Origin of the sequence: uncultured Campylobacter sp. (genome assembly GCF_905372745.1) — a bacterium.
GTDB lineage: Bacteria > Campylobacterota > Campylobacteria > Campylobacterales > Campylobacteraceae > Campylobacter_A.
This window is the reverse complement of sequence record NZ_CAJPQR010000001.1, coordinates 102,183-128,937: the sequence shown is the minus strand read 5'-3', so window position 1 is coordinate 128,937 and position 26,755 is coordinate 102,183. Positions and strand designations below refer to the sequence as shown.

Below are 26,755 nucleotides of genomic sequence, written 5' to 3'. Positions count from 1 at the left end.
TTTTCGTCGCTTTTGCTCGCGCGTTTATTTACCGTATTTTTGCTTACGTTTTCTTTATTTTTATTTATATTTGCCGCAAAATCGCGCATTGCCGTCAAATTTAGCTTAATCAAGCCTTTGAAGCTCGATTTTTATACACTTATCCTGCACGAAATTTATCCCGTTTTCGCGCGCGACAGCTCCTGCGGCGCCATTTGTGATACCAAGCTGTAGCCACAGCGTTTTCACGCCTTTTTTGACGGCGTCTTTTACTAGCTCGCTAGCAAACTCGCCCTTTCTAAACATCACGGCGATGTCGATATTTTCATCTATTTGGGTCAAATTTCTATAAACCTTGCGCCCTAAAATTTCATCAAATTTTGGATAGACGGGAAACACGTTAAAACCGCTCTCGATGAGAAATTTTGCTACCTCGTTGCTAGGCTTGCTCTCATCAGGACTAAGGCCCACGACCGCGATATTTTTAGCGGAGGATAAAATTTGCCTCAAGTCGCTAAGCATTTTTACTCTTTAAAAGCATGCCGCACTCGATGTGAGCGGTGTTTGCAAACTGATCAAAGATAGCAAATTTAACCGCCTCGTGCGTTAGGGCAAGCTGCGCTAGATCGCGCTTCAGGCTCTGCGGCGAACAGGAGATATAGACGATGTTTTCGTAGTTTTTGATGAAATTTATCACGCTATCATCAAGTCCCGCGCGCGGCGGATCGACCAAAACGTGCGAAAAGTCGTAGCTAAAGATATCAAGCTCTCTTAAGCGGTTAAACTCGCGCTCGCGCCTAAACGCACTCATCAGCTCCTCGGCGCTCATTCGTAAAAATTTGATGTTATTTACGCCGTTTAGCTCGCAGTTTTTGAGCGCATTTGCGATTGAGCTTTTGGATATTTCGGTTGCCAAAACGCGTTTAAACTTTTCCGACATCGGAACGGTGAAGTTGCCGTGCCCGCAGTAAAGCTCGAGCAGATCCGCGCCGCGCTCTACGCAGCCCTTCGCCCATGCGACCATCTTTTCGTTTACGGCGGTGTTTGGCTGGATAAAAGCTCCGTCGCCGAATGTAAATTTGTAAATTTTACCGCCGATGTTTAGGCTGTCCTGTAAATTTAGCTCGCCGCTTAGTAGCTTTTGCCCATTTGCTCTCGCAGCTATCGTTACTCTCAGATCGGCAAATTTGAGCGCTAGGCTTTCTATCTCACTCTGCTCGGCTTCACCCAGACGCTTATGATAGAGTAGCGTCGCTAGTATCCCGCTCGCGCACGAGATAAACTCAGCGCCAAAGAGCCTCTCTTTTAAAATTTGATTTTTCGCAAGCGCCTCAAGCAAACGCGGCATCAAATTTGCGATAGGAGCGGCTACTTTTGGGCATTCGTCTATAAAAATACGCTTGGTTTTGGCGCCGTGCATCGTAAATCTAAGCTCCTCGCCGTCGCGCCAGACTCCAAACTCCGCCCTAGTGCGGTAAGCAGCACTCTGCGAGGCGAAAAACTCAAATTCGCCGCTATAAAACGGCTCAAATTCGCGCCTTATAAAATCGGTTTTAAATTTAACCTGCTCCTCGTAAGGCATATCAAGAGTGCAACTACCGCACTCTCCTAAAAATTTGCAAAACTTATCGGGCAAATTTAAACCTTTTGCCCGACGAATCTAACAACCAAAGCCGTCACCAAAAGCCCCAAAGGAAGCACTATCCAGATACTTAGACCAAGCGCAGTAGGGAAATATCCCGCAAAAATACTGATCGCGCAAACGGCAAGCGCATAAGGCATCTGAGTCTGGACGTGATCGATGTGGTTACACCCCGCACCCATAGACGAAAGTATCGTAGTATCCGAGATCGGAGAGCAGTGATCGCCAAATATCGCGCCCGTTAAAACGGCTGAGATATTTACTATCATATAAGCATGCAAGGCGTCGCCCTCTAGTCCGCTGTGCATGCCCACCGCGCTAGCTAGCGGTATCGCAAGCGGCATCAAGATGCCCATCGTGCCGTAGCTGGTGCCGGTAGAAAAGCTGATAAACGAACCCAGCATAAAAATCGCCGCCGGAAGGACGATCTTTGGCGTAGACTGCGAAAGTAGATCGACTAGGTAGCGAGATGTGCCAAGCTCCTTAATCACCGAGCTTAGCGACCACGCAAGAAGCAGGATGATGATCGTAGTTATCATGGTTTTCCAACCCTTGCCCCAGGTTTCTATCGCCTCGCGCACGGTCAAAATTTTTCTATAAACAGCCATAAATATCGCCACCACGGTAGCTAGCAAAGCCGACTGAAATAGCGCCACGGACGCATCAGCCGCGCCGAACGTAGCCTGGAAAGTATGGAACGTAAGCGGATGAGTCTTCGCGCTCTCAAGAGCCTCGCCCTCAAGCGAACCTAGACCGCTAAAATAAAAGCTAACGAACGCGCCCAAAATAAGCACCAAAAGCGGCACGATCGCGTTTGAGCTTTGTAGTTTTATATTTTCTTTAGGCTCTAGCGTTTTGTCCTCGACGTCCTCTATCATAGCTCCGCCCCGTCTAGGGTGCAGTTCGCCCGCTCTGGCTCTGCGCTCGGCTTTTAGCATGCCGGCAAATTCGCGCCCCATAAATGCGGTGCAGACGATGAAAAAGAGCATGAAAAGATTGTAAAATCTATAAGGCATCGTCTCGACGAATATACTAAAAGCGTTTACGTTCGTTATGCCGATGAGCTCGTAGCCTTGCTTTATGAGTGAGATCTCAAGCCCGACCCAAGTCGAGATGACGGCTAGACCAGCGATCGGAGCGGCGGTAGCGTCGATGATAAAGGCTAGTTTTTCGCGAGAGACTTTAAATTTGTCCGTTATCGGGCGCATGATCGGGCCCACGATGAGGGAGTTTGCGTAGTCATCAAAAAAGACGAAAAGCCCCATTACCCAGGTTGAAATTTGCGCCGAGACGCCTGTTTTTGCTTTTTTGCTTAGCCACAGCGCGACGGCTTTGGTTCCGCCCATTTTGGTGATGAGCGCGACTACGCCGCCGATACAAAGCACCTGAAGCACGATGCCAGCGTTCCAGCTATCTGCTAGCGAATCCACCACTCGGCGTACGATATTTATAAACCCTTTAACAAAAGCATAAAACACGTTTGAGTCCATAACGTTTATGAGAAACGTACCGCTAAAAACGCCGATAAACAGCGACAAAACGACGTCTTTGGTGATAAACGCCAAAACTATCGCCACCACGGGCGGTATGAGCGTCCAGATACCGAAAATTTCGGCATTTTTTTTCGCTACTTCGGGATCTACGGCTAGCGCCAAGATCGGCAAAAGCGACAAAAATAAAATCTTTTTCATCAAAAACTCCTTTTTGTTTTTCGTCGGTTTAATCAAATTTTCCGTCCGCGCGCGGGCAGTCGGTATTTAAGGCGTAAATTTAGCTAAATGCGGCTTAAATTTTTGTTTTAAATTCGCTTATCGGTCAAAATTTTTAGCTCTTTATTAAAATTTTATGTTAAAAATGAAGCTTCTAGGTAAATTTTGCTTAGCACGGCGCCAAACGCCAAATTGAAATTTGCTTGTAGTTTAGATTTTGCGGTAAATTTTAGCTTTGATTTATCGGTCAAATTTGACATTTAGTGTGCCGCGCGTCATTTGCACGAAAGAAGGTTAAATTTAGATTTTCATTTCAAGCTTGAGCGGGCTGGGGCGATGTAAATGCAGCCTCGCTTCCGCCGCTTGAATTTGCGATCAGACGTAAATTTAGGATTAAATTTGACCAAAAACAGCTAAATTTAACCCTAAAATCCGCAAATTTAACGCCAAAAGCCTACTTTTTCTCGATAAAAAGTCCCGCCCAAGTCTGCTGCGTCGCCATTGCTTCGACGACGTTGATATTGACGCGGTGAGGCATGTTTAGGCAGTTTAGCACGATCTGCGCGATATCCTCGGCGGTTATGTACTCCACGCCTTCGTAAACCGCGTCGGCCTTAGCCTTATCTCCGCCGAAGCGAACCTCGCTGAACTCGGTCTTACAGATGCCAGGAGCTATCTCGGTCACGCGTATACCGGTGCCGCGGATGTCGTTGCGTAGGTTTCTGCTAAACTGCTTTACAAAGGCCTTGCTGGCACCGTAAACGTGACTGCCCGGATACGGCCATGCGCCAGCGGTCGAGCCTAGATTAAAGATATAGCCGCTTTTTCGCGCGATCATGAGGGGCAAAACGGCCTTGGTCGAGTACAAAAAGCCCTTGATGTTGGTATCGACCATCGTCTCAAAGTCCTCGATACTAGTCTCCGCCGCGCCTTCAAGCCCCAGCGCCAGGCCTGCGTTATTTACGAGTACTTCGATATCGCGAAACTCCTGCGGCAAATTTGCCACGCCGTCAAAAACCGCCTTTTTATCGCGGATGTCGGCGACGATGATATGCGTATTTCCAAGCTCCTTTGCCAGAGTTTCGAGCCTTTCCTTGCGGCGAGCGAGCGCTACGATCTTGTAGCCTTCGCGGCTGAGCATCCTAGCTATCGCCTCGCCAAAACCTGACGTAGCTCCCGTGATAAAAGCCGTTCCTTTCATATTTTCTCCTTATTCGGTGATCAAATTTGACTCAAGCCCCATCGCCCTTAGATACTGCGCGTTGATCTCTTTTTTGCCGATGATTGCGTAATCTAGGGCGTTTAGTCCGTTATCATCCACCGCCTGCACGTCCGCGCCGTTATCTACCAAAAGCTGTAATATCTCCACGTCCGCCGCTCCCGCCGCACTCATCAGCACGCTTTTTGATGCCGCGTCAAAGTCGCATAGCTTTACGAAGCTCGGCAGTTGGACGCTCAAATTTGAGCTATAGGCAAGCTTGGTGCTAACGTCTATCAGCCTTTTGTTTACCAGCGCTCCGTTTCCTAGTAGAAATTTGACTAAATTTATATCGTTTAGTTGTACGGCCTTAAAAAGCGGAGTGACGCCAAGCAGATTTGCATAGTTTACGTCCGCGCCGCTAGAAACTAGGAGCTTTACGTTATTTAGGTTTTTTAGCGCGAAAAACAGCGGACTCTCAAAGCCGTAGTTTAAATTTACGCCCGCGCGCAAAAACTCTCTTATCACGTCCTCGCTTTTTTCGTAAAGAAGCGCGGCGTTAAAGGCGTTTTGCAGCGAGCTTTGCGAGACGGCGCCAGAATATATCGCCTCATTTATGCCGTATTTTGTAAAGGTCGGGTCGCTAACCTTTCTTGTAAACTCGTCCATATCGCCGTTTTGCAGAGTCGCGGCGGCAAATTTTAAAAACTCGTTTGCGACCTTCGAAGCGTAATAAATCGCGCTACCTTCGTCTATTTTGAAATTTGATTTGTAGTAGTTTACCAGCAGCCCCAAGACGGCGTTGTAGTCTTTGTTAAAGTCCTTAAAAACCGTAAAATTACTTAGACTTTGATGTCCCCAGTAGCGAAGCCTGGCTCTGTTTTGCGATACGAGTTTTTCGTACTCGTCAGGGCTCTCTAGCTCTTTGGCGTAAATTTCGGGCGCATAGGAGGCTTTTAGGATCTTAAATTTAAATTCGTTTAAATTTTTAGTCGCTAAATTTCCGACACAAGCAAGGCTTTCGGCGCGGATCTTTTGAGCGGCCGAGAGTAAAATTTGAGCCTCTTTTATCCCCAGGATAGAGTCATTGCAGTTTGGCTCAAATTCTCCCGAAAATGTTAAATTTTGAGAGAAAAATCGTTGCTTCTCAGCCAAAGCGTCATCGCAGCTAAAATCTGCAAAAACAAAAGAAAACGACAAAAATATCGGCAAAATAAATCTCATCGTATGCCTCAATATCTTTTAATTTTGATAATTCTACCAAAAAATAATTTGGTAGAAATAAATTTACCGCTCATTAAAGCAAACGTCCGCAAACGCGGCTTTTAGCTTCTCGTAAAGCGGAGTAAAAGGCACGCCGTTTACGCGCACTTCGGCGATAGAGGTGATGAAGTTCGTATCTCCGCTCCAGCGCGGCACTAGATGATAGTGCACGTGCTCTGCGATACCCGCACCCCCTGCTTTGCCCAGATTCATCCCGATATTTACGCCTGCCGCGTTTAGTTCGCGTTTTAAAATTTTCACGCCCTCGCGCACGTAGGCGCTCATCTGCGACCACGTCTGCTCGTCTAGGCTTTCGATATTATCGGTGTGTAAGTAAGGTATCACCATAAAGTGCCCCGGCGTATACGGATAGAGATTCATGATCCCAAAACACCGCTTCGCACGAAATAAAACGCCTGTCTGCGCATCTTTTTCGGGATGATTTACGACGTTGCAAAAGACGCAACCCTGTTCCTTTTTACTAAAATATTCGCTCCTCCACGGCGCGCAAATGTGATCCATTCTAGCCCTCCTTTACGGTTTTTACGGCCTTTACCAAGTCTTCTTGCCTCATAAAATGCTCGCCTATCAAAAACGCATCGGCTCCTTGCGCATGAAGCTCTTTTAGCTGAGAATGCTCGTAGATACCGCTTTCGGCGACGATGACGCTTGCGTTTTTTATTTTAGAAAACAGTTTCTCGCAAAGGCTCATATCCATCTCAAACGTGCTTAAATTTCGGTGATTTACTCCAACTATCTTTGCGCGTGCGAAATTTGACTTTTCTACGTCCTCTTCGTCGTGCGTCTCCACTAGAGCCTCAAGCCCTAAAGAGCGCGCGTAATCAAGCAACCGCTTTAACTCACCCGCGCTAAGAGCCTTTGTGATAAGCAAGATAAAGTCGGCTCCGTAAACGAGCGCCTCTAAAATTTGATACTCGTCTACGATAAAATCCTTGCGAAGTAGCGGCAGCGAGCTTGCCTGCCTGATGGCCGCCAAATACTCCAAATCTCCTTTAAAAAAATGCGGCTCAGTTAGAACCGAGATGGCGTTTGCGCCGCCCTTTTCATACTCTTTGGCTATCTCTACGGGCGCGAAATTTTGCCTTATCAGCCCCTTGCTAGGGCTTGCTTTTTTGACCTCGGCGATGATGCGATACGGCTCGTCTGAACTACTTTTTAGCGCCTTTGCCGCGTCTTTTATCTTACGAGGATTTTTGGCCGCGAGCTCTTGGAGCTTTTCAAAAGGCGTTTGCGATTTTCGCAGCGTCAAGTCCTCTTTCGTACGCTTGATTATCTGATCTAGTATCATTTTTTACCCTTTTTTAGGCACTCTTTGATAGCGTTTATATGCTCCTTGCCCTCGGGCGAATTTACAAATTCCTCGTTATGAAGAGTTTGCTGCATTATCTCGTCGGCCTTTTTGCACTCGCCTAGCTTATAGTATCCCCATGCTAGCGAGTCTAGATAAAACACCGATCCCGGCTCTAGCTTAAGGGCTTTATTTACCAGATCTATCCCCTTTTTCGCATCTATATCGTGGTCGATGAGTAGGTAGCCGTAGTAGTTTAGATACAGCGCATTATTTAGCTTTACGGCCGATTTTTCAAAGTTATTTACGACTTGCTTTAGGCTATCTTTATCTATCTTTTTGGTTTGTTTGTTTGTGTCTCTTTCGTATTGATATATCGCCATTTTGGCTTGGTATTCGAGATTAAAGCTCTTATCGAAAGCATCCTGTGCCTTTTTATAAGCCTTAGCAAAATCCCCCGTCGCGGCGTAAAGATCCATCAGAGCATCGTCGTTGTAGGGGTATTTTTGTAAAAATTTGATCGCAGCGTCGTAGTTTTTTTGATAGACGTAGACGCCAAGCGCCTTTTCGAGATAGTTTTTTTCTCTCGTCGCTTCATAAAGCCCCTCATAAACATCGATCATATCGGAGTAGCGGCCGTCTTGCGCATAGATATCTACTAGCGCCGTGCAGGTCTCGACCTCGCAGCCGTCTATACGGCGCGAGCTCTCTAGGTACCTGATCGCCTCTTTTTTATCGTTCATTTTATTGTACAAAAGATCGACTATTCGCAGTAGATTTTCCACGCTTCTATCTAACTCGTATGCGCGCTCTAGCTCGCTTAGAGCGGCTTTGTTGTCGTTTTGCATCGAGTAGACGGCAGAGAGCATGACGTGGTTTTTGGAGATGTCTTCTTTTTGAACGAGCTCTTTCATTATCTTTGCGGCTTCGTCGAGTTTGTTTTCGCTCATCAAATTTGCGCCCTGTATGCGAAGCACGTCCACGTCGTCTTTTAGTACCTTTTGGCTGAGCGCTAAAATGCTTTTAAAATTTACGTTTTTAGAAAAAAACGCGAGCCTGAGCGCCTCTTTTAGATAGTCCGTGTTTTTAGTCTTTTCGTAAAGCTGCTCGTAAAGCTCGGTCGCCTCGTCGTGTTTGGCGTTTTCGGCCGCCATTAGCGCCTTGATAACGTATAAATTCTCGTCAAAGTCCTCTTTAGCGGTAGCAAAACAAGCAAGCAAGACCGCCAAGATAAATTTTAAAATCGCCTTATTCCCGCGCATTCTTTCTCCAATTCATCGATTTTATCCTGAAAATAGTCCCAAAACGGAAAGGTGCGGCACTGACTCGGGCGAAAGTCGTAAACCGAGCAGTTTTTTGCCGTTTCGTCAAAAAATACGCACGCAAATCCGCCCTTATAGGGCTTTTCTTTGAGGCTAAATTTGTATCCGAATTTATCTAAAAATCGCAACCTAAACTCATCCTCGCTTATTTTTAAATGTTCCGCCAGCGCTGAAATTTCCGCCGAGCTTATCCATATATAGCCGCTTTCTCCCGTGCAGCACTTGCCGCCACACAGCTCGCATTTGCTAGCGTCAAATTCATAACCAAAGCCGCTTTGTCTTAGCAAACTCACTCTAGTGCGTCCTTGCTTTGCGTATTTGCCGCGGTAAAAATTTGGGCCGCCTTTTTGCTATAAACTCCGCCTTCAAAAACGAAAATCGCAGGCAAAATTTGAGCTAAGGATTTTGAGCTTTTTTTAGCCTCGATGAGTGCTAAATTTGCCGCGCCGTCCGCCTTTGGATGCACGAAGCAAAGCCTAGTAAGCGTAAATTTAAACTCGCTCAAACAAAGTAAAATTTCAGCTAGGCGCTTAGCGTCGTAACAAAAACTAAAAACGCCACGCGGCTTTAGGAGCGAATTTGCCCTGCCTACAAGCTCTTTAAGGGGCAAATTTTCGCTATATCTAGCTGCGCGAAGGTGTTCGTTTTCGCTTTTTTTAGCGCCGTCGTGATAAAAAGGCGGGTTTGAGACGATGAGATCATATCTTTTTTCACTCTTAAATTTAGCAAAATCAGCCGTTATAAACTCAGCTTCAATGCCGTTTTGGCTAGCGTTTGCGGCGGCTAAATTTACATTAGTTTCTAAAATATCAAGCAAGCTAAGCGAAATTTTAGGAAAATCGCGCTTTAAAAGCAGTCCCAAAACCCCGCTACCGCAGCCAACCTCTAGCACCTCGCCGCGCACTCCGCCCTTACGGATGAAGTCATACAAAAACATCGTATCGCTGTTGTAGCGGTAGCCGTTTTTGGGCTGAGTGATTATCATCTATAGACCTTTATGATAAAACCCTGCTTATCTTCGGATGTTATTATGTCGTTGCTGTACGATATGCGCGAAAAGTCGCCGAATTCGTCTTTTATCAGCTCTCCGGCGACCTTGGCGCGCTCTTTGCCGATACCGAAATTTGCATACGAATCGATCTTTTCAAGTTCGTCTTGAGGGATAGTTTTTGCTACTTTTGAGGTGGCGATAAAGTTACCGCGGCTCACTATCGGCGTGATTTCAAAATAATAATTTGAATTATAGCTCTGCAAAAAGTCGCTTACTTTATTTTTGCACGTTTGCGTCGGTTTATCCGAGCCCGCGCTCATATCCGTACACTCGACGGAGGCGATGAAAACCACCTTTTTAGGCACTTCGGCTCTAAAATTTAGCTGAATTATCTTTTTTAGGTTTTCGTTTTCGCTCATTAGCTCCTCGTTTTTAGCCATTATTTGCGCCACTTCGCCCTTTGCGAGATTTCTTTGCGCGCTGGTTTTAGCTAAATTTTCCTTTGTTTGATTTAGGTTTTGCGCCTCGTTTAGCGCTTGTTTTTTTAGCTCCGCTATTTCCTCGTCTTTTTTTGCTATTTGGTTTGTTAGCTCGTTTATTTGCTCTTTAAAGCTCTCGTTTGATTTTAGATTTTCATCGACTAGAGCGGTAATTTTATTGTTTAAAATTTTATAGTTTTGGATATTTTTTTTACCGGCGGCGATCTCGTCTGCTAGCAGCTCTTTTTGGGCGATTAGCGATTCGTTTAGCTCCGAAATTTTGGCGTCTGATTTTTGCAAAAGCTCGTCTTTTTTAGCCGATTGCTCTACTAGCTCGTCTATTTTGGCTTGATAGTCGTTTTGAGCGCTAATCGCGTTTTGACGAGCATTTTCGAGTTCTATTTTTAGCGCGTCTATTTGAGCTAAAAGCTTTTGCGATTCTTTTTCAAAGTCCTGCGATTGTTTTTCTATTTTCGCGTTTAGCTCGCTATTTGCCGTATTTAGCTCGTCATTTACCGCTTTTAGATTATCTTTTGACTCGGCCTTTTTGTTTGCGATTTCAAGACTTGCTTCAAGCTCGGTTATTTTTCTTTTGCCCGCATTGAGCTCTTTTTCTAGCGATGAAATTTGATTTTTGTTAGAGCTTTGTAGGGATGAAATTTGAGCGTTAAATTCGCTCGAAACCCTCTTTATCTCGCTATCTTTTAGCCCTAGTTCGCTCATTAGCCTTGCGTTTTCGTTCTTTAGTTTCGCCGCCTCCGCCGTTGCCGTTTTTAGCTCATTTTCAAATTTTGCCTTGCTAGTTAGTGCTTCGTTTTTTAGCGCTTCGTTTTGAACTTCTAGCCGTTTTAGCGCATTTTGATTTTCGTTTTGCGTTTTAGCGCTTGATTTATCAAATTCGCTCTGCTTTTTTTCAAGCTGGGCTTTTAGATTTTTTATCTCTGCTCGTAGCGAAGTTAAATTTTGCTCTAAATTTTTATTTTTCTCGTTTTGTTCTTGCGCTTTGGCTAGTTTTTTATTTAGCTCATCGATTGCGCTTAGGCGCTGTTTGTCGTTAGCGCCGGCAGCTTGCTTTCGTCTGGCTTCCAGCTCGGCTTTTTGCTCGTTTAGCTGATTTGTTATCTCTAGATTTTTACCGACTAGATCGAGGTTATCATTGTATAGAAGCTTGTTTTGCGCGCGCAGGACGCGGATTTGTTCTTTTAGCTCGGACTCGTTTCCCAAAACGGGCGCGTCGGTATCGTTTGCATCCAAATTTTTTTCATCTATCAAATTTGGCGAAATGCGATTTTGCGGGGTTAAATTTTTATCGTCTTTAGCCTGCGCAAGCTCGTCTTTAGGTAGTTCCTCGACGTTCATTACCTGCACGGCGAGCTGTTTTGCGCTTTGGTCGCCGCCTTGTTTAGAAAACTCGAAATACAAATAATAACCGCCAAGCGTAAGCAAGCAACCGCAGATAAAAAATAAGACTAAATTTAACGCTCTCAACTCTACTTTTCCTTGATGTTTTGAACTACCTTATGCGCGTGGTTTAGCGCTAGCACTATCGATCCGCCGTTTTTTAGCACGATGTCGCCGCCGATATATAGCCCGCCGACGCTGCTTTCGTAGTGCTCGTTTACGATAGGGTCTTTATCCGCGTCAAGCTCTACTCCGCATTTTTGTAAAAAATCAACCGGGGTCGAGCCGCCGATAGCGTAGACGACCCTATCGTAGACTCTGATTTTTCCGTTTGAAAAGTGCGCCCTAACGCGTCCTGATTCGTTTTCTATCTCAGTGATATCGTGATTTAGGCGGACTTTTAACTTATTTGCCTTCTCCAGCTCCCAAAGCGCGGCTAAATTTACGTCGTTTACGCGGCTAAATTTGTCCTTACGGTACGCTAACGTGGTTTTGTTGTATTGGCACAGCTCGATAGCGTACTCTACGGCCGAATTTCCGCCGCCGACGACCAGCACCTTTTCGCCGCTGGAACAGGAGTTGAGATTAAAATTTACGACTCCGTTTAGCGAAGGCGGGATTTTATAGTCCGGCTTGTTTGGACGCCCCATCTTACCGATGCTTATCATCACGTTTTTGGCCTTGTAGTCGCCCTTTGCGGTGTGCACGAAAAACAAATCGTCCTTTTTTTTCACGCTTTCGACCTCGGAGTTAAAAACCGCTTCTATCTCGTCGTGGTCTAGCAGCTTATCAAAATAATCAAGCGTGCTTTCTTTCGTGCCGTCCTCAAAGGACACGATGCCGTGGATGGTGCTATCTTGACCTTTGTACTCCTTGTCCACGCGCTTATTGTCTTTGTAAAATTTACGTATCGTTTGACTGTGATTGTCACCCTTTTCGAGAAGCAAGACTTTTTTTAATCCGTTAGCCCTAGCCTCTACGACGGTCGCGATACCGCAAGGACCGCCGCCGATAACGATAATATCGTAAACATCGCTCATTAATTTTCTCCGATTTTGATAATTTTTCATTAATGTAGCGAAAATTGGATTAAATTTTAAGAAATTCGCGAAATTTGGGATAAATTTAATTTAAAAGCGCAAAAAGCGGCTAAATTTAAAGATAAAAGGCTGGCGGGAGCAAATTTGACTCGTTTAGATTCCGTAAATTTACGAGCCAAATTTGAGCCTTGCTAAATTTTCTTTAAAAACTCAGCGATTAAAAACGAAAGTTCTAGCGACTGATCGGCGTTTAGGCGCGGGTCGCACTGCGTCTCGTATCTGTGCGCGAGATCATCCTCATTTAGTTTAAACGATCCGCCCGTACACTCGGTCACGTCCTGCCCCGTCATCTCTAGATGCACGCCGCCCGCATGCGTGCCTTCTGCTCTATGTATTTCAAAAAAGCTCTGCACTTCGGCTAGGATCTTGTCAAATTCGCGCGTTTTGTAGCCGTTTGCGGCTTTTATCGTGTTGCCGTGCATCGGATCGATGCTGTAGACGATATTTAGGCCTTCGCGTTTTACTTCGCGTAGGATTTTAGGCAGTCGCTCGCCGATTTTATCCGCGCCCATTCTGATGATTACGTTTAGTCTGCCAGCTTCGTTTTGAGGATTTAGCGCATTTGCGAGCGCGATGACGTCCTGTGCGGTGGCGTTTGGCCCGATCTTGACGCCCAGAGGATTATGTACGCCGCTTAGAAAATGCACGTGAGCGTCGTTTATGCCGCGAGTGCGCTCCCCGATCCAGAGCATATGCGCCGAGCAGTCGTACCAGTCGCCAGTGAGGCTATCCTCTCTAGTGAGCGCCTCCTCGTACGGCAGCAAGAGCGCCTCGTGCGATGTGTAGACCTTGGTTTCGCTAAGCGCGGGAGTATTTGAGGCGTTTATACCGCAAGCCCCCATAAACGCTAGAGTTTGGCTTAGCTGCCTGGCTAGCTCGCCGTATTTAGCATCAAGCTCAGGCTTTTTGATAAAGCCAAGATTCCAGCGATTTACCTCGTGAAGATCGGCTAGACCGCCGCGAGAAAAGGCGCGAAGAAGGTTCATCGTGGATGCGCTTTGATAATAAGCCTCGATCATGCGGTTTGGATCGGGTACGCGGGCATCTGGGTTAAATTCAAAGCCGTTTATGATGTCGCCGCGGTAGCTGGGTAGCTTTACGCCGCCTTGCTCCTCGTAGTCCGAGCTTCTAGGCTTGGCAAACTGACCCGCCACGCGCCCTACTTTTACGACAGGGCAGCGTCCGGCGAAGGTTAAAACGATCGCCATTTGTAGCATCACTTTAAACATATCGCGGATATTTACGGCGTTAAAATTTGAAAAACTCTCCGCGCAGTCGCCGCCTTGGAGCAAAAACGCCTCGCCGTTGCAAACTTTAGCCAAATCTTGTTTTAGATTTCTAGCCTCGCCGGCAAAAACTAGCGGCGGCATCGTCTTTAGTTTATCCTCGGCCTTTTTTAGCAAGACCTCGTCGGGGTAGCTTGGCTGCTGCAAGATATTAAATTTTCTCCACGAATCTCTACTCCACATCTTTAAACCTTTCTTAAAAATAACCCCGATTTTAGCTAAAAGAAATTTTATTACAGATAAAATTTCAAATTTTAGCTTCAAATTCGCATTTTTTCGCCGCATAAGCTCTGCTTAACGACAAATAAATATAATTTCGCCAAAAAAAGCGGAAAAATGCAATACAAAAATCAAACCAAAATCGGCTTAATCTACGGCCTGTCGGTATTTATTATCTGGGGCGTTTTTCCTATTTATTTTAAACAACTCAGCGCGCTTTCGGCTACCGAGATCGTAGCTCACCGCATCCTTTGGTCCGTGCTGCTTTTATTTTTACTGCTCAAATTTAGCCGCAAACTAGGCGCCGCAAAGAAAATTTTAAGCAACAAAAAAACCACGTTTTGGCTGTTTGTCACGGGACTTCTCATTGCCGCCAACTGGTGGATCTACGTCTACGCCGTAAATATCGGAAAAATCGTGGAAACTAGCCTGGGATACTTCATAAATCCGCTCGTAAACATGCTCCTTGGCGTGCTGATTTTAAAAGAAAAGCTATCGCGCGCGGGTAAATTTGCCGTCGGCATCGTCTTTGTCGCTATCGGCGTGCAAATTTACGACGCGGGCGGCCTGCCTATCATCTCTATTATTTTGCCTATCACGTTTGGATTTTATTCGCTTATCAGAAAGCGCCTTAGCGTGCCATCTTTAGAGGGGCTTTTCGTCGAGACTGCGCTCATAGCTCCTATCGCGCTTGTTGCGCTATTTTTCGTAGCCGCTAGCGGGCAAAATCACTTTAGTTTTTCGTGGTTTGGGCTTTTGATCGCGCTTTGCGGGCCTGCGACCGTCGTGCCGCTTTTGCTTTTTAACTCGGCGGCTACTAGGCTAAATTTGAGCACGATCGGCTATTTGCAGTATATCTCGCCTTCGATGCAGCTTTTGCTTGCCGTTTTTTACTACGGCGAGCAAGTTAGCGCGCTTAAGGCGCTGTCGTTTTTACTCATCTGGAGCGCGCTGGCGGTGGTTAGCTTTAGCGCGATTTATAGTAAAAAAAGCAAAATTTCAGTATAACCGCAAATTTAAATCAAAAAAGGAAAAACAATGTCATCTATCGCATTTTACGCCGTCATCTGCGTCATAGCCGCGCTAGTGCTCTACGCGCAGATACAAAAGCTAACCAGAAAGATCGACGAGAACGGCACTCTAGCAAACAACTCCCCCGAGGCCGCGCGTCAAATTTCGGTGCAAAAGTACAAGGATTTTTGCGAGATCATTAACGGCGAGCTAAGGGAATTAAAAATGAAAGCACTCTACGACGACGCCCTAAAAAACGAGGATCTAAAAGAAAAATTTTTAGAAAGCCTAAGCGAGATGAGCAAGAAGCTGACGTTTATCGAGACGATGAACACCGCTAGAAACCCGGACAAATGGGAAAGCGAGCTCTTTGAGGTGCTTAGCCGCCTAGACGATCTCGTCACGGAAAACTTTAAAGACGGCGAGCGCGCGGGCGACGAGATCAGACAGCGTCTGGGCGCGGAGTTTAGCAAGCTACAAAATTAAATCTTAAGTAAAAACGGGGTAATATCGCTTTTTTGATTTAACTCTATCTTTCTAAGGAAAAAAACGGATGAGCTATACCAAAAAAGACCTCGTAACCGCTGCAAATTTAACCAAAGACGAAATTTACCATTTCTTAAATTTAGCCAAGGAGTTTAAGGCGCTAAACAACTCCGAGACCAAAAAAGCCAAGTCGCTCTACGGCAAAACGACCGTAAACGCCTTTTTCGAAAACTCGACTAGGACGCGAACGAGCTTTGAGATCGCGGCTAAGCGCCTCGGAGCCGACGCGATAAATTTCACCGCCTCAAACTCCAGCACCAAAAAAGGCGAAACGCTCATCGACACCGTCCACAACATCGTCGCAATGAAAACGGACGTCGTAGTCGTGCGCCACTACAGCTCGGGCGCGGCTAAATTTATAGCTGAAAATACCGACGCTCACGTCGTAAACGCGGGCGACGGCCTCAATGAACACCCTAGCCAAGCGCTGCTTGATCTTTTTACTATACTAGAAAATCGCGGCAGTCTAGAAAATCTCACGGTCGCCATCATCGGCGATATCTTTCATAGCCGCGTGGCGCGCTCAAACATCTACGTCCTAAAAACGCTCGGAGCCAAGGTTAAGCTCTTTGGCCCGCCGATGTTTTTAACTGGCATGGAGGCTTTTGGCTGTCAAATTTGCACCGATATGCGCGAGGCCATCGAGGACTCGGACGTCATCATCATGCTGCGTATCCAGCTCGAGCGCCAGGATGATGAGATAGCATTTCCGTCTGTGCGCGAATACTCCAAATTTTTCGGCCTAACCGCTAGTAAAATGCAATACGCCAAAGAGGGCGTCATGATCCTGCACCCGGGCCCTATAAACCGCGGCGTTGAGATAAACTCCGACGTAGCCGATGATCCGCGCTACTCGCATGTGCTAAATCAGGTCGAAAACGGCGTCGCCGTCAGGATGGCGATCCTAGATACTCTCATCAAAAACAAAGGCGCAAAATGAAAACTCTCATAAAAAACGGCACGATCGTAAATCATAACGGCTCGCAAAAAGCAAACGTCCTAATAGACGGCGACAAGATAGCTCTAATCACCGCGGACGAACCTGCGGCAGATAAAGTAATAGACGCTAGCGGCAAGCTCGTGATGCCGGGTCTAATCGATATGCACGTGCATTTTAGGGATCCCGGCCTTGAGTACAAAGACGACATAAACACGGGCTCCGAAACCGCAGTCGCCGGCGGCGTAACCACCTGCTGCCCGATGGCGAATACAAACCCCGTAAACGACAACGCCGTCGTCACGCGCGATATGGTAGCTAAGGCAAAAGCTCGCGGCCTCATCGACCTACTGCCTATCGGCGCGATAACTAGCAAGATGGACGGCAAAAAGTGCGTGGAGATGGGCGATATGACGCAGGCGGGTGCAGTGGCGTTTAGCGACGACGGCCTGCCCGTAGCCAGCAGCGACGTGATGAGATACGCGCTTGAATACTCAAAGCACTTCGGCAGCTTCGTCATCAACCACTCCCAGGACTGCTCGCTATGCCGCGGCGGCCACATGAACGAAGGCCGCGTCTCGGCGATACTAGGCATCAAAGGCATGCCGCGCGAGCAAGAAGAGATCATGGTCTCGCGCGATCTACTGCTAGCCAAGCTCACGGGCGGCCACATCCACATCGCGCACGTTAGCTCCGAGTGGTCGCTAAAGCTCATCGCGCAGGCTCGCGCAGCCGGCATAAACGTGACCTGCGAGGCGACGCCGCACCACTTTACCTACACTGAGGACGAGCTGCTAGGCTACGATACGAACTTTAAAATGTCGCCGCCGCTTCGCACGAAATCAGACGTAGAGGCGATCAGGGACGGCTTAAAAAGCGGCCTCATCGACGTCATCGTGACCGACCACGCCCCGCACCATAACGACGAGAAATTTTTAGAATTCGACAAGGCGCCATTTGGAATACTCGGCCTACAAACCCTCGTGCCTATGACGCTAGATTTGGTAAACGACGGTGTGATAAGTATCGAGCAGATGGCGGCTCTCACGTCCTATAACGCGGCTAAAATTTTAAAACTAAAGGACAAAGGCGTGATCGCAGAGGGCTACCTCGCCGACATCGCGATAATCGATCCAAATTTCGAGTATCTATACGACAAAAGCCTAAATAAATCAAAATCTCAAAACTCCCCACTGCTAGGCAAGACGCTAAAAGGCGCGGCGATAATCACGATAAAAAGCGGAAAAACAGTGTTTGAGTTTCCAAGCGTCGTAGCGTGATCCGATCAAATTTGACGTAAATTTGAAATTTGACTTTGCGGTGGCTAAGGCTGCCGTATGGTCAAATTTTAACAACGACTAAAATAAAATTTGAAACCATAGGACAAGTATTGCAAAATCAACACGCGACCAAAACCGTCAAAAATACAAAAGAGCGGTTTCTTGAAAACATTTTTATCGCTTATTTTGTTGCCTCTTTCGGGATTTTTATCATCCCCGAGGATATATTATCTAGTTGCAAAATTTGCCGCAGTTTCGTAGAAGTTATGAAGCAAATCTTTCCAAATATCCAAATTTTTAGCGACATAAGTCCGTTTAAGCAAGAGATAGAATTTTACGCGAGCTATATGTGGGTGCTTGGGCTGCTACTGGCGATAATTTTGAGTGCATTATTCGTTATTTCTGATAGACGCAAAGCGCCGAACATAAGCTGGCCGATGTCGGTGCTTGGTCTTATGCTTAGCGCATTTTTTATATATGATTATTTCTTTGGCTGCGTAGGCGTAGACGGCATAGTTTTACGCGATGGAACTCGTATCGAGATAACGTTTGATACAAAATTTGAAATATTTGCCGTCATAACGGTTTTTCAACTTTTTTTCTCTTTACTTGGACTGTTTTTATCGGTCGTCTTGTTGCGAGATTTATTTTTTAAGATTTTCTACCTGGAAAAAGAGAGCAAATAAATTTAAATCCGTTTAAAATTTGCGGTTTTGATATCGGCGAATTAGCCTTGTCGCCGCGCAATTTTAAGTGCTGTATTTAACTTGCCAAATTTACAACCCAAACGGCTTTTTATTTAATCAAATTTACGACCGACCGCCGAATTTATCAAAATTTAAGAGCTAAAAAATATAAATCTACGCCGCCGCGTCAGCTTAATCGATGATTAAAAAATCGATCAAGCCGAGCGCAAGCGACGCAAATTAGTTAAATTCGGTTCAAATTTAGCCTCACGCGTCCTTGCCGTTTATCGCGTACGCCGAGCGCAAAAACACGTCCGTACCCGATAGTAGCGCGCTCTCGTCAAAGTCAAACGCGCCGTTGTGATGCCCAGCGGCCAGCTTGGTGCCGATCATCAGATAGCCGCTCTTGCCGCCTGCTTTTTGCACGGCGTGCATAAAATGTGCGAAGTCCTCGCAAGCACCGAAATTTAGATCCCGCACGATGAGTTCGTCCTTGATAAAAGGCGACTGACGCGCGGCGCGCTCGTAGATGTCGGTGATCTCCTCGCTACTATCGCCCCCGCTCGTGCCGCCGGTTAGCTTCACGTCGTACTGCACGCCGTACATCTGTGCGACGCCCGCTACGATATCCATGCATTTTTGAAACATAAATTCATTTAGCTCGGTCGTTTCGCCGCGCGTTTCGCAGGCGATGTAGCCGTTTGGCGCGATGACGTTTCGACCCTCACCCGCTCGCAAAACGCCCACATTTATACGCGTGACGCCGTCGGCATGTCGCGTGATACCGTGCATGGCTAGAGCCGCCTGGGCTGCGGCCAGCAGAGCGTTTGCGCCTTCTTGCGGAGCGCCCGCCGCGTGAGCCGATCTACCAGTGAAATTTACGTCAAATTTCGACGTCGCAAGAAGCTTGTTCGTACCGCAGATGATGCCGCCGCTAGTCTTTGCCTGAAAGCCGATGTGACCGCCTAGCAGGTAGTCCACGCCCTCTAGCACGCCTGCTTGCTCCATCGGCACGGCGCCTCTGGTGCCCTCCTCGGCGGTTTGAAATATAAATCTAAATTTGCCCTTAAAGTCGTCCAAATTTTGCGCGATGAGTTTAGCCATCGCAAGGCCGATCGTGATGTGTCCGTCATGCCCGCAGGCGTGCGTGATGCCGTCTATATCGGCTCTAAAGCCCTCTTTAAACGGTCTATGCGCCTCATCCTTGCTCTCGGTCACGTCCACGCCGTCGATGTCGAATCTAAACGCAAGCGTCTTGCCCGGCCTGCCCGTATCAAGCTCGGCCACCACACCCGTTAGCCCATCCTCCATCACGGGTAAAAACTCTCGCTCGTCGGCGCTTAGCAGGCTTTTTGCACGTTCTAGATACCTCTCTTTATCTTTTTCGCTGCCAAGACCTGCTCTAGCTTCGGGTTTCATTATCTCGCGTCCCATTTTTAGGCTGTAGCCGAGCTTTTTTAGCTCGCTAGCGATCTTTGCCGTCGTAAAAAACGTGAAAAATCCCGTCTCGGGATGCGAGTGAAAAAATCGCCTATTTTTCACCATTTCGTCTTTTAGCGCTTCGACTTTTGCTGCTACATTGTCCATTTTTGCTCCTTAAATTTGGAATTTTTATTATTTTACTTAAAGATATATTATACATAAAAATTAATTTTAAAAGCTTAAATTTTAGCCGAACAATGATAAATTTAATGCTGATTTTTCGCAAGCCGACCTGTTTAGCGCAAATTTGATTAAATTTACTTTTCTTGCCGTGGATAATTTCGGTCGGTTTTAAAACCGCGATTTGCGCCAAAACGGTGCGGGTTTGGCGAGCTAGGTAGTAAAAATTTGGGCGTTAAATTTAAGTTCAAATTTAAAATTCGCGCCAAATTTGAACTCAAATTTACAAAACTAGACAAAAAGGCAAATTTGACTTCGGTCGTCGCACAGACCGACTAACCGCAAACAAACTCCGCGCAAAAGCTCAAATTTGCCATACGGTTAGCCTATTTTATGCTATTTTTTAGCTTCATTATCCGCTCGTAGGATTCCTCGATACGCTCTTTTGGTATCTGCTTGGCGCCAACCGCGTCCACGACTAGCTGCGTGACGAGCTCCGCGGTCCTGCGCCCGTCTATCTTGTAGTTGCTAAAGAGCATCACGTCGCCGCCCGCGTTGATAAAGTTTATCACCTTTTCTTGTAGCGTAAAGTCCTTTAGCCCACCCATAAGCATGTCGTCGCTGATGACTACGCCGTCAAATTTTAGCTCGCCGCGCAGCAAGCCGTCGATGATCGCCGGCGAGAGCGAGGCCGGCAGCTCGGCGTCGCGCTGCATGAGGTAGATGTGGCCGACCATTATCATCTTGGCTTCGTTTTTGCGAACCGCGTCAAAATACGGTTTAAGCTCGCCGTAGTCGAAATTTTCTATCACGACCTTTGCCGTGTGGCTGTCGGCCTCGACGTTGCCGTGGCCCGGGAAGTGCTTCATCGCAGCTATCACGCCGCGAGCTTGCGAGGCCTTCATAAACTCGCTCGCATACAGCGAAACCTCGTCTATATCGGCGCTAAACGCCCTGCCGCGCGAGCCGATGATGGTGGATTTTGGATTTAGCACGTCGGCCACGGGAGCGAAATTTACGTTTACGCCGACGTCTTTTAGCTGCTGCGCCATCTTGCCGTAAAGCTTGCCAGCAGCACCCAGATCAAGCGTTTTTGCCACTTTTTGCGCCGAGATAAAGGTCTCAAAATCTTCTTTATCCTTAAATCTCGTGACCCGTCCGCCCTCCTCGTCGATAGCGATAAAAATGCCCCCTTGAGCCTCTTTAAATGCGCTTGTTAGCGCCGTGAGGTTCTTTTTGTCCGAGATGTTTTTACCAAGCAGCATCACGCCGCCGAAACGCTGATATTTGGCCTCCGAGACGGCTTCTTTGGCGGTTTTGGGATCAGAGCCGTTGAAGCCGACCATTATCATTTGGGCTATCATTTTGCGAAGAGTCGGCTTTTCTTGCGCTTGCGCATCAGCGGCGTTTAGCGCGGTCGGCAAACTCGCCAAAAACAGAGCCGAAAAAAGCGCGGCGATAAATTTTTTCATATTTTTCCTTTTTTGTTTTTGTGGATTTTACACTATTTTATATAAATTTAAGAAATTTGAAACGGGGGTTAGGTGCTATTAGGCGCTTTTTGCGACTGATCGCTCGTAAATTTAGATTGGTATTAATAAAATATTTGATATAATTTTTGAAAATATTGTTTAAAATTTAGTCAAAAGGGCATATGTGATAAATTTAGATACTAATTGTGCTATAAATATCCCGCCAAAAAACGATATCAAGCTAGATAAAGACGAGTATATTTTATGTGAATATAAGGAAAAACACATTAAAAATCTTTTTATTAAATTTATATTTGCCGTGGTTTGTATAGCGGTATTTATATATACGGTAATATTTAAAGACTTCGCAGATCAAAGCCTATTTCTAAAGGTGTGCGCTGCTATTTTTGTTATTTTTTGCATGTTATTAATATATATTTTTATTGTAAATTTGATCCACAAAGGCTTATATGTAACAAACAAAAACTTAATAGCTTTTAACGGAGCGAGATTTGATTTAGATTCTATTTTTATACTTGATACGAGCGCTCGTGAGCATACGGGATTTCGCATTTGCAAGGGCTGGAGAAGTATTTTAGAGATAAAATATACGAATGACGACGCGCAACTAGATGCCTTTTTACTATCGCTATCCGCGGTTTCCGGCAATAAAATTATTTTAAGATTTGGCTCAAAAGAACTAAAAGAAAAAGCCGACTCGGCGAATTTGGTTAGATTTAAATTGACGACATAAAACAGACTAAATACTAGCCAGAATCCAAATTTTACGGCGCCTTAAATCCAAATCCAGCATAAAAATTCGGCAAATTTGGACTATTTAAGCCAGATATTTAAAAACCGTCAGCCCGGTAATATCAAATTTAGACCTATTTTGCAGTCGTTACGAGCGATAGCAAAACGCCAGATTTACTTTTTCAAGTAGGCCTCTCAGACTCTCGCGTACGTTTTTGTCGCTCGGTACTTTCAAGGCTTTATTATCTGCGCGTAATATACCCTTGCCGACGAATTCTCCTCGCGTGAGGCGTCCGTGCCGCAGGCAATCCTGTCTACGTCTTTGAGATTCTAGCCGGTTTTCGTCATTGCATAGTCGCATAGCGAGGGCAAAAGATTAGCACGCTAAATTCGCTCCGCTAAACTCCAAGAGCTTTTTATAGCCTTGGTATTCTATCATTAAGCTTTGCAGTTTTACGAAATCACGCGAAGGCCGCCGCAAGCAAGCCCGTAAAATCGCGCCTTCTATAATCCGCCTAATCCGCTAAAAAGCTAACGTAAATTTACAGCCTATTTAACGGAGATAAAACCGACTATCCGCCAAATCCTACGTTATGTAGATCAAAAACGCTCAAAAATAAGCTCGCGCGCCGAATTTGACTGGAAACGCGCCTACATAAAGCTTGGAGCGTCGTTTGAAAAAAGGATCAGATCGCCCGCTTTAGTGTTTTGCGCCAGGACTTCTTGCATTTTTGATTTGTCCTTGATGACGATAACTTTTGGCCTACTTAGGTGCTTTAGTAGCGCGACTGCGTTTAGCGAGCTTGTTAGCATGACGATATCAAAGGTCTTGTTGATGATCTTGCTTAGCTTTTCGTTCTCTTCGTCGCTGCTCTCCATGATGCCCGGCGTCACGAGCACCTTGCGCCCCTCGTAGCTACCGACTAGTTCGTAGCTCGCGCTCATACCGTTAAAGTTGCCGTTAAAACCGTCGTCGATGATGATTTTACCGCCGGCATCGATACGCTCGAGTCTATGCTCGACGTTTTTTAGACGCGCTAGAGCTGCGGCGATCCTGGCCTCGTCTAGCCCCAGATATAGCGCGGTTTTGACGCAGACGGCTAGGTTTGCGGCGTTAAATTTACCAAGCAGCGGCGAGCTAAATTCCCCCTGGCCGAGCTTAAATTTGACCCCATCCAAGCTCGCCTCCACGCTGCTTAGATCTTTATCGTAAATTTCTATCTTCTCGCCCTCGCTTGCCTGCGTACTGCTGTGTACGAAAGCCTTTTCTAGGCGCTTTGAGCTAAGAGCCTCAAGCTTTGTGGTGCGGATATTTTCGAGCGTTTTAAAGTACTCGATATGTTGCGCGCCGATCTCGCCGACGATCGCGATCTGCGGGTTCAAAAACTCCGTGATCTGCGCGATGTCGCCTTTTAGGCGCGCGCCCGCCTCGGCGATATATATTTGCGTACCGGCGGCAAGCTCGTTGTTTACGTCCTGGATGAGGCCTGCTAGCGTGTTTACGCTACGAGGGGTTTTGCGGCAGACGAAGTCATTTTTAAGCAGCTCAAATAGGAAATTTTTGATGCTGGTTTTGCCAAAACTCGCCGTTATCATGATGATTTTAAGCTCCGGCATCGAGGCTAGCTTTTTGCGCGCGCTGTTTTCGTAGGCTTTAAATTTAGCCTTTTCCAACAAAAAGCTAATCGCAAAAGAAGCCACGAGCGGCAGGACTACGCCTAGATTTACGCGGTGCTGCGTCGCTAGATAGACAGCGTAGCTAGCGATAACGGCGAACACTAGGATAACAAAAAACCGCTTGACTCTCGGCGTAAAAACCAGCTTTTTATCGAGCTTTTTATGCCAAAGAGCGAGGCTTGGCACCAGCGCAAAGTAAAAATAAATCCAGAAAAATCGCTCCGCCCCGTAAAAAAGCACGATCGGCACGATAAGGAAAAACACGTGCCACAGCGGCCTAGTGAAGTGAAACAGCACGCGCTCAAACTTGTAAGAAAACCACTGAAGGCAGGTGATGAGATAAAATCCGAGCGCAAACGTAAATAAAATCTGCGTCGCGGCAAGGCCGATGTTTATGAGGGTTTCGTTCATTTTTTCTCCTAGGTTCGTTTGGGCGGGCTTTCCCTGCCGCTTTTGCCAAATTTGACATTTTGCAGTTTTTTTTGCAGATTTGGCGTAAATTTTGATAGTTTTTTGTTAAATTTGAGAGCCAAATTTAGCCGCCCTGCTTTATTTTTGCGCCGCAAAATGCAAATTTATCAGCTGAGATTTTACAGATTTTGGGCTTAAATTTAGCTCGTAAATTTGATGCAGGCCTGCCAAACCCGCATAAATTTAATGCTGATATCTAAGTGCGCTAGCTTAAGTCAAACGTTTGCTGTACCGGCTTTTTGGGGCTTTTTTGATTGCCCGACTCATCTTTTTGCAAAATTTGATTTTGCTCGTCGCTGTTTAAAACATTGCTTTTGGGCTCAGCTTTATCTTGCGCGCTTTCTTGCCCGTCAAACAAATTTTCTTTAAAAACTTGACAGTTTTTGTCGCTTACATCGTTAGGCTGCGGATTTTGATCCACAAGGCCGCCGCTTTGCGACTGCTCGTCAAAAAGGCTGCTTTGCGAGACGGTTTTTGTATTTATGGCGACCTCTTGTTCCAAAGCCTCTTGGGTAGATTCCGTCAAATTTTGCTCGGCAGCGTTTTTAAGATCGCCGTTTTCGTCGGCGCGCCAGGCTTCTTCGCTCAAATTTTCATAGTTTTTCTGGCTTAAAATTTTCACGCTCTCTATGCCGCTTTCATCATCCAAGTCCGTCAAATTTAGCCCCGCATTCACGACGCCGTCGATATAGCGCGCGTGGAGTAAAAAGAAAAAATGATCGCCCTTTAGCGCGTGAAATTCGCTGTTTTTGATGAGGCGACTTACGCGTTCGCCGCTTTTTAGAGGCGTGGCCTTGTCCTCCTCGCCCCAAAATATAAACGCCTTGCCGCCAAAGTCCGCAAATTTAGAGCTAAAGTCCTCATCGACGACGTTTTTTAGGGTCTCGTACATCGTTTTGCTCATGCCTTTTACGTCTTTCGTGGCGAAAAATTTGTATAAAAACCCTAGACCGAACAGCTTTAAAAACTTAAACAAAGCGATCTTAAATCGCACCCAAAGCGGCTTTTTAGCTACGATGCCCGCCGAGCTTAAAAGCGCGAGATATTCGGGATTTAGCAGGGTTGCAACCTTGCCGCCGAAGCTATGTCCAAAGATGATTTTGGGACTTGCGCCAAGTTCGTCTAAAAAGGATTTCATGATTTTTGCGTAATCTTTCGTCGCTAGCGCGCCGTGCATACTGCTCGCGCCAAAGCCCGGCATATCGACGTAAACGTGCCGAAAGTCCTTAAAATACATGCCGAAAGCCTTTTTCATGATCTCCTTGTTCGCGCCCCAGCCGTGCAAAAATAGCACGACGTCCTTGTTTGCGGGATTTACGGTTTCGTAGCTGATGCGGTAAATTTTACCGCCGTATTTTACCTCTTTGACCGCCATTATTCGCCGCTTCCGGCTCGTTTTTTAGCCTCATATATGCTTTGAAGAACCTCGACAGCCTCGCATAGGCGCTCATATTCGCCCATATTTAGCAGCACGGCTTCAAATTTATTATTTTTGACGATCACCGCGCGCTTCATCTGCGCCTTGCCGACCTTGCCTAAAACGGCGCTAAAATTTCGCACCACTTCGGTCGCCGTGTAAATTTCATCTTTGCTAAAAGTAGTCATTTATGTTCTTTGCGTAAAATTTTGTGTAAAATATAGCGTATCATCCTTTAAACTTAAATTAAAATAGCATATTGTATTATATTTGGTTGATTTTTAGTTAAGCAGGAGAAATTAATGAACAAATATTATACAGTAAAAAAATGTAAAGACAATAAGACCGCAAGGCGCGCGTTTTCTATGATCGAGCTTATATTTGTGATAGTGATATTAGGCGTATTGGCTGCTATAGCTATACCTAGGATAAACGCTAGTAGAGATGATGCCTTGGCTGTTACGATGTTTACGAACATAAATCAGGTGGTAGACGAAGTACAAAACTATTATGCGTCTACGGGTAAGACCGACTTTGCATTTAAAAATATAGCTGCCCCCGATAGTCCAGATAGAAGTTACGATATATCTCGACCGCATTTTATCGTAGAGTACGGCGTAGACAACGGTCTTGATCCTGCACCCAGCAGCGGACGCAGATCCAAACCTTGGCTGTTTATGACAAAATTGGTTGACACTATGTACGGCGACTTCGTAAAATATTGCGTGACACTAAATGTGGGCTACATGTCTAATTCCAATAAATACGGCGTAATCATAAACAACAACTGGCGCTACAACGAACAAGGAGCGCTACAGCCCGGAGACAGCAGGGTATGCGACAAGTTAAGGACGCTAATAGAAAAGAAGTATAAATCAAAAGATGCAGGGTTTGATATGTATGAGATACCATTCATAAACCAGATAGAAGACTCCATACTCTATCCTCATTGATAAACTGACGGTTTGTCAAACCGTCGTCATCCTTAGGACGCTAAGTCTAAAA

The 26,755-nt window shown here is 46.1% G+C and carries 25 protein-coding genes; 7 read left to right on the top strand and 18 right to left on the bottom strand.

What is annotated here, in order from left to right; all coding sequences use genetic code 11:
- Positions 1-105: 105 nt before the first annotated feature.
- From QZ157_RS00600 to QZ157_RS00540, 13 genes are all read right to left on the bottom strand, one after another.
- Complete coding sequence (locus QZ157_RS00600) at positions 106-501, bottom strand: CoA-binding protein (protein WP_295140430.1); 396 nt, start codon at positions 499-501, stop codon at positions 106-108.
- Positions 494-1,615 carry a tRNA (uridine(54)-C5)-methyltransferase TrmA gene (gene trmA / locus QZ157_RS00595; protein WP_295140427.1) on the bottom strand — a complete coding sequence of 374 codons (1,122 nt, stop codon included), beginning with the start codon at positions 1,613-1,615 and terminating at the stop codon, positions 494-496. Before trmA ends, QZ157_RS00600 begins: the two co-directional genes overlap by 8 nt.
- Before the next feature lie 2 nt (positions 1,616-1,617).
- Positions 1,618-3,312 (bottom strand): Na+/H+ antiporter NhaC family protein, encoded by a 1,695-nt coding sequence (locus tag QZ157_RS00590; protein WP_295140425.1) that lies wholly within the window; start codon positions 3,310-3,312, stop codon positions 1,618-1,620.
- A gap of 472 nt (positions 3,313-3,784) precedes the next feature.
- On the bottom strand, positions 3,785-4,531 hold the full coding sequence (locus tag QZ157_RS00585) for an SDR family NAD(P)-dependent oxidoreductase (RefSeq protein WP_295140422.1): 747 nt from the start codon (positions 4,529-4,531) through the stop codon (positions 3,785-3,787).
- A gap of 9 nt (positions 4,532-4,540) precedes the next feature.
- On the bottom strand, positions 4,541-5,752 hold the full coding sequence (locus tag QZ157_RS00580; protein ID WP_295140419.1) for an ankyrin repeat domain-containing protein: 1,212 nt from the start codon (positions 5,750-5,752) through the stop codon (positions 4,541-4,543).
- A gap of 63 nt (positions 5,753-5,815) precedes the next feature.
- On the bottom strand, positions 5,816-6,313 hold the full coding sequence (locus tag QZ157_RS00575; RefSeq protein ID WP_295140416.1) for an HIT domain-containing protein: 498 nt from the start codon (positions 6,311-6,313) through the stop codon (positions 5,816-5,818).
- 1 nt (position 6,314) lies between these two features.
- Positions 6,315-7,100: an indole-3-glycerol phosphate synthase TrpC gene (gene trpC, locus QZ157_RS00570; protein ID WP_295140413.1), complete on the bottom strand. Its 786-nt coding sequence runs from the start codon at positions 7,098-7,100 to the stop codon at positions 6,315-6,317.
- On the bottom strand, positions 7,097-8,362 hold the full coding sequence (locus QZ157_RS00565; RefSeq protein ID WP_295140410.1) for a hypothetical protein: 1,266 nt from the start codon (positions 8,360-8,362) through the stop codon (positions 7,097-7,099). The genes trpC and QZ157_RS00565 overlap by 4 nt, the downstream gene beginning before the upstream one ends.
- Positions 8,338-8,715: a YkgJ family cysteine cluster protein gene (locus QZ157_RS00560; RefSeq protein WP_295140407.1), complete on the bottom strand. Its 378-nt coding sequence runs from the start codon at positions 8,713-8,715 to the stop codon at positions 8,338-8,340. Before QZ157_RS00560 ends, QZ157_RS00565 begins: the two co-directional genes overlap by 25 nt.
- Entirely contained in the window at positions 8,712-9,407 is a 696-nt protein-coding gene (locus tag QZ157_RS00555; RefSeq protein ID WP_295140405.1) for a methyltransferase, read from the bottom strand. Before QZ157_RS00555 ends, QZ157_RS00560 begins: the two co-directional genes overlap by 4 nt.
- Complete coding sequence (locus QZ157_RS00550) at positions 9,404-11,380, bottom strand: vesicular transport factor Uso1p (RefSeq protein ID WP_295140402.1); 1,977 nt, start codon at positions 11,378-11,380, stop codon at positions 9,404-9,406. The genes QZ157_RS00555 and QZ157_RS00550 overlap by 4 nt, the downstream gene beginning before the upstream one ends.
- Before the next feature lie 2 nt (positions 11,381-11,382).
- Positions 11,383-12,333, bottom strand: a complete 951-nt coding sequence (locus QZ157_RS00545; RefSeq protein ID WP_295140399.1) for an NAD(P)-binding domain-containing protein — start codon at positions 12,331-12,333, stop codon at positions 11,383-11,385.
- Positions 12,334-12,524: 191 nt separating this feature from the next.
- Positions 12,525-13,862 carry a class II 3-deoxy-7-phosphoheptulonate synthase gene (locus QZ157_RS00540; RefSeq protein WP_295140396.1) on the bottom strand — a complete coding sequence of 446 codons (1,338 nt, stop codon included), beginning with the start codon at positions 13,860-13,862 and terminating at the stop codon, positions 12,525-12,527.
- Between the two features lie 153 nt (positions 13,863-14,015).
- On the opposite strand from QZ157_RS00540, the gene rarD reads away from it, so the two are divergent.
- From rarD to QZ157_RS00515, 5 genes are all read left to right on the top strand, one after another.
- Positions 14,016-14,906, top strand: coding sequence for an EamA family transporter RarD (gene rarD / locus QZ157_RS00535; RefSeq protein ID WP_295140393.1), 891 nt, complete (start codon positions 14,016-14,018; stop codon positions 14,904-14,906).
- Positions 14,907-14,936: 30 nt separating this feature from the next.
- On the top strand, positions 14,937-15,395 hold the full coding sequence (locus QZ157_RS00530) for a hypothetical protein (protein ID WP_295140390.1): 459 nt from the start codon (positions 14,937-14,939) through the stop codon (positions 15,393-15,395).
- 67 nt (positions 15,396-15,462) lie between these two features.
- The gene (locus QZ157_RS00525) at positions 15,463-16,395 is read left to right on the top strand and encodes an aspartate carbamoyltransferase catalytic subunit (RefSeq protein ID WP_295140387.1); all 933 of its coding nucleotides are present in this window, start codon (positions 15,463-15,465) and stop codon (positions 16,393-16,395) included.
- The gene (locus QZ157_RS00520) at positions 16,392-17,672 is read left to right on the top strand and encodes a dihydroorotase (RefSeq protein ID WP_295140384.1); all 1,281 of its coding nucleotides are present in this window, start codon (positions 16,392-16,394) and stop codon (positions 17,670-17,672) included. Before QZ157_RS00525 ends, QZ157_RS00520 begins: the two co-directional genes overlap by 4 nt.
- A 110-nt stretch (positions 17,673-17,782) precedes the next feature.
- Complete coding sequence (locus tag QZ157_RS00515) at positions 17,783-18,358, top strand: hypothetical protein (RefSeq protein WP_295140382.1); 576 nt, start codon at positions 17,783-17,785, stop codon at positions 18,356-18,358.
- Positions 18,359-18,625: 267 nt separating this feature from the next.
- Here QZ157_RS00515 and QZ157_RS00510 read toward each other — a convergent pair whose 3' ends face one another.
- Positions 18,626-19,945 (bottom strand): amidohydrolase, encoded by a 1,320-nt coding sequence (locus QZ157_RS00510; RefSeq protein ID WP_295140380.1) that lies wholly within the window; start codon positions 19,943-19,945, stop codon positions 18,626-18,628.
- Between the two features lie 401 nt (positions 19,946-20,346).
- On the bottom strand, positions 20,347-21,432 hold the full coding sequence (locus QZ157_RS00505) for a glycoside hydrolase family 3 N-terminal domain-containing protein (RefSeq protein ID WP_295140377.1): 1,086 nt from the start codon (positions 21,430-21,432) through the stop codon (positions 20,347-20,349).
- A 184-nt stretch (positions 21,433-21,616) separates the two neighbouring features.
- On the opposite strand from QZ157_RS00505, the gene QZ157_RS00500 reads away from it, so the two are divergent.
- The gene (locus QZ157_RS00500; protein ID WP_295140375.1) at positions 21,617-22,186 is read left to right on the top strand and encodes a hypothetical protein; all 570 of its coding nucleotides are present in this window, start codon (positions 21,617-21,619) and stop codon (positions 22,184-22,186) included.
- A 650-nt stretch (positions 22,187-22,836) separates the two neighbouring features.
- On the opposite strand, the gene murF is transcribed toward QZ157_RS00500, so the two are convergent.
- From murF to QZ157_RS00485, 3 genes are all read right to left on the bottom strand, one after another.
- Positions 22,837-24,273: a UDP-N-acetylmuramoyl-tripeptide--D-alanyl-D-alanine ligase gene (gene murF / locus QZ157_RS00495; RefSeq protein WP_295140372.1), complete on the bottom strand. Its 1,437-nt coding sequence runs from the start codon at positions 24,271-24,273 to the stop codon at positions 22,837-22,839.
- Positions 24,274-24,538: 265 nt separating this feature from the next.
- Positions 24,539-25,708 carry an alpha/beta hydrolase gene (locus QZ157_RS00490; protein ID WP_295140369.1) on the bottom strand — a complete coding sequence of 390 codons (1,170 nt, stop codon included), beginning with the start codon at positions 25,706-25,708 and terminating at the stop codon, positions 24,539-24,541.
- Complete coding sequence (locus QZ157_RS00485; RefSeq protein ID WP_002947827.1) at positions 25,708-25,938, bottom strand: type II toxin-antitoxin system Phd/YefM family antitoxin; 231 nt, start codon at positions 25,936-25,938, stop codon at positions 25,708-25,710. The genes QZ157_RS00490 and QZ157_RS00485 overlap by 1 nt, the downstream gene beginning before the upstream one ends.
- Positions 25,939-26,052: 114 nt before the next feature.
- Here QZ157_RS00485 and QZ157_RS00480 point away from each other — a divergent pair, with 114 nt between their 5' ends.
- A complete protein-coding gene (locus tag QZ157_RS00480) occupies positions 26,053-26,703 on the top strand; it encodes a type II secretion system protein (protein WP_295140363.1) in 651 nt (216 codons plus the stop codon).
- The last annotated feature ends 52 nt before the right edge of the window (positions 26,704-26,755 follow it).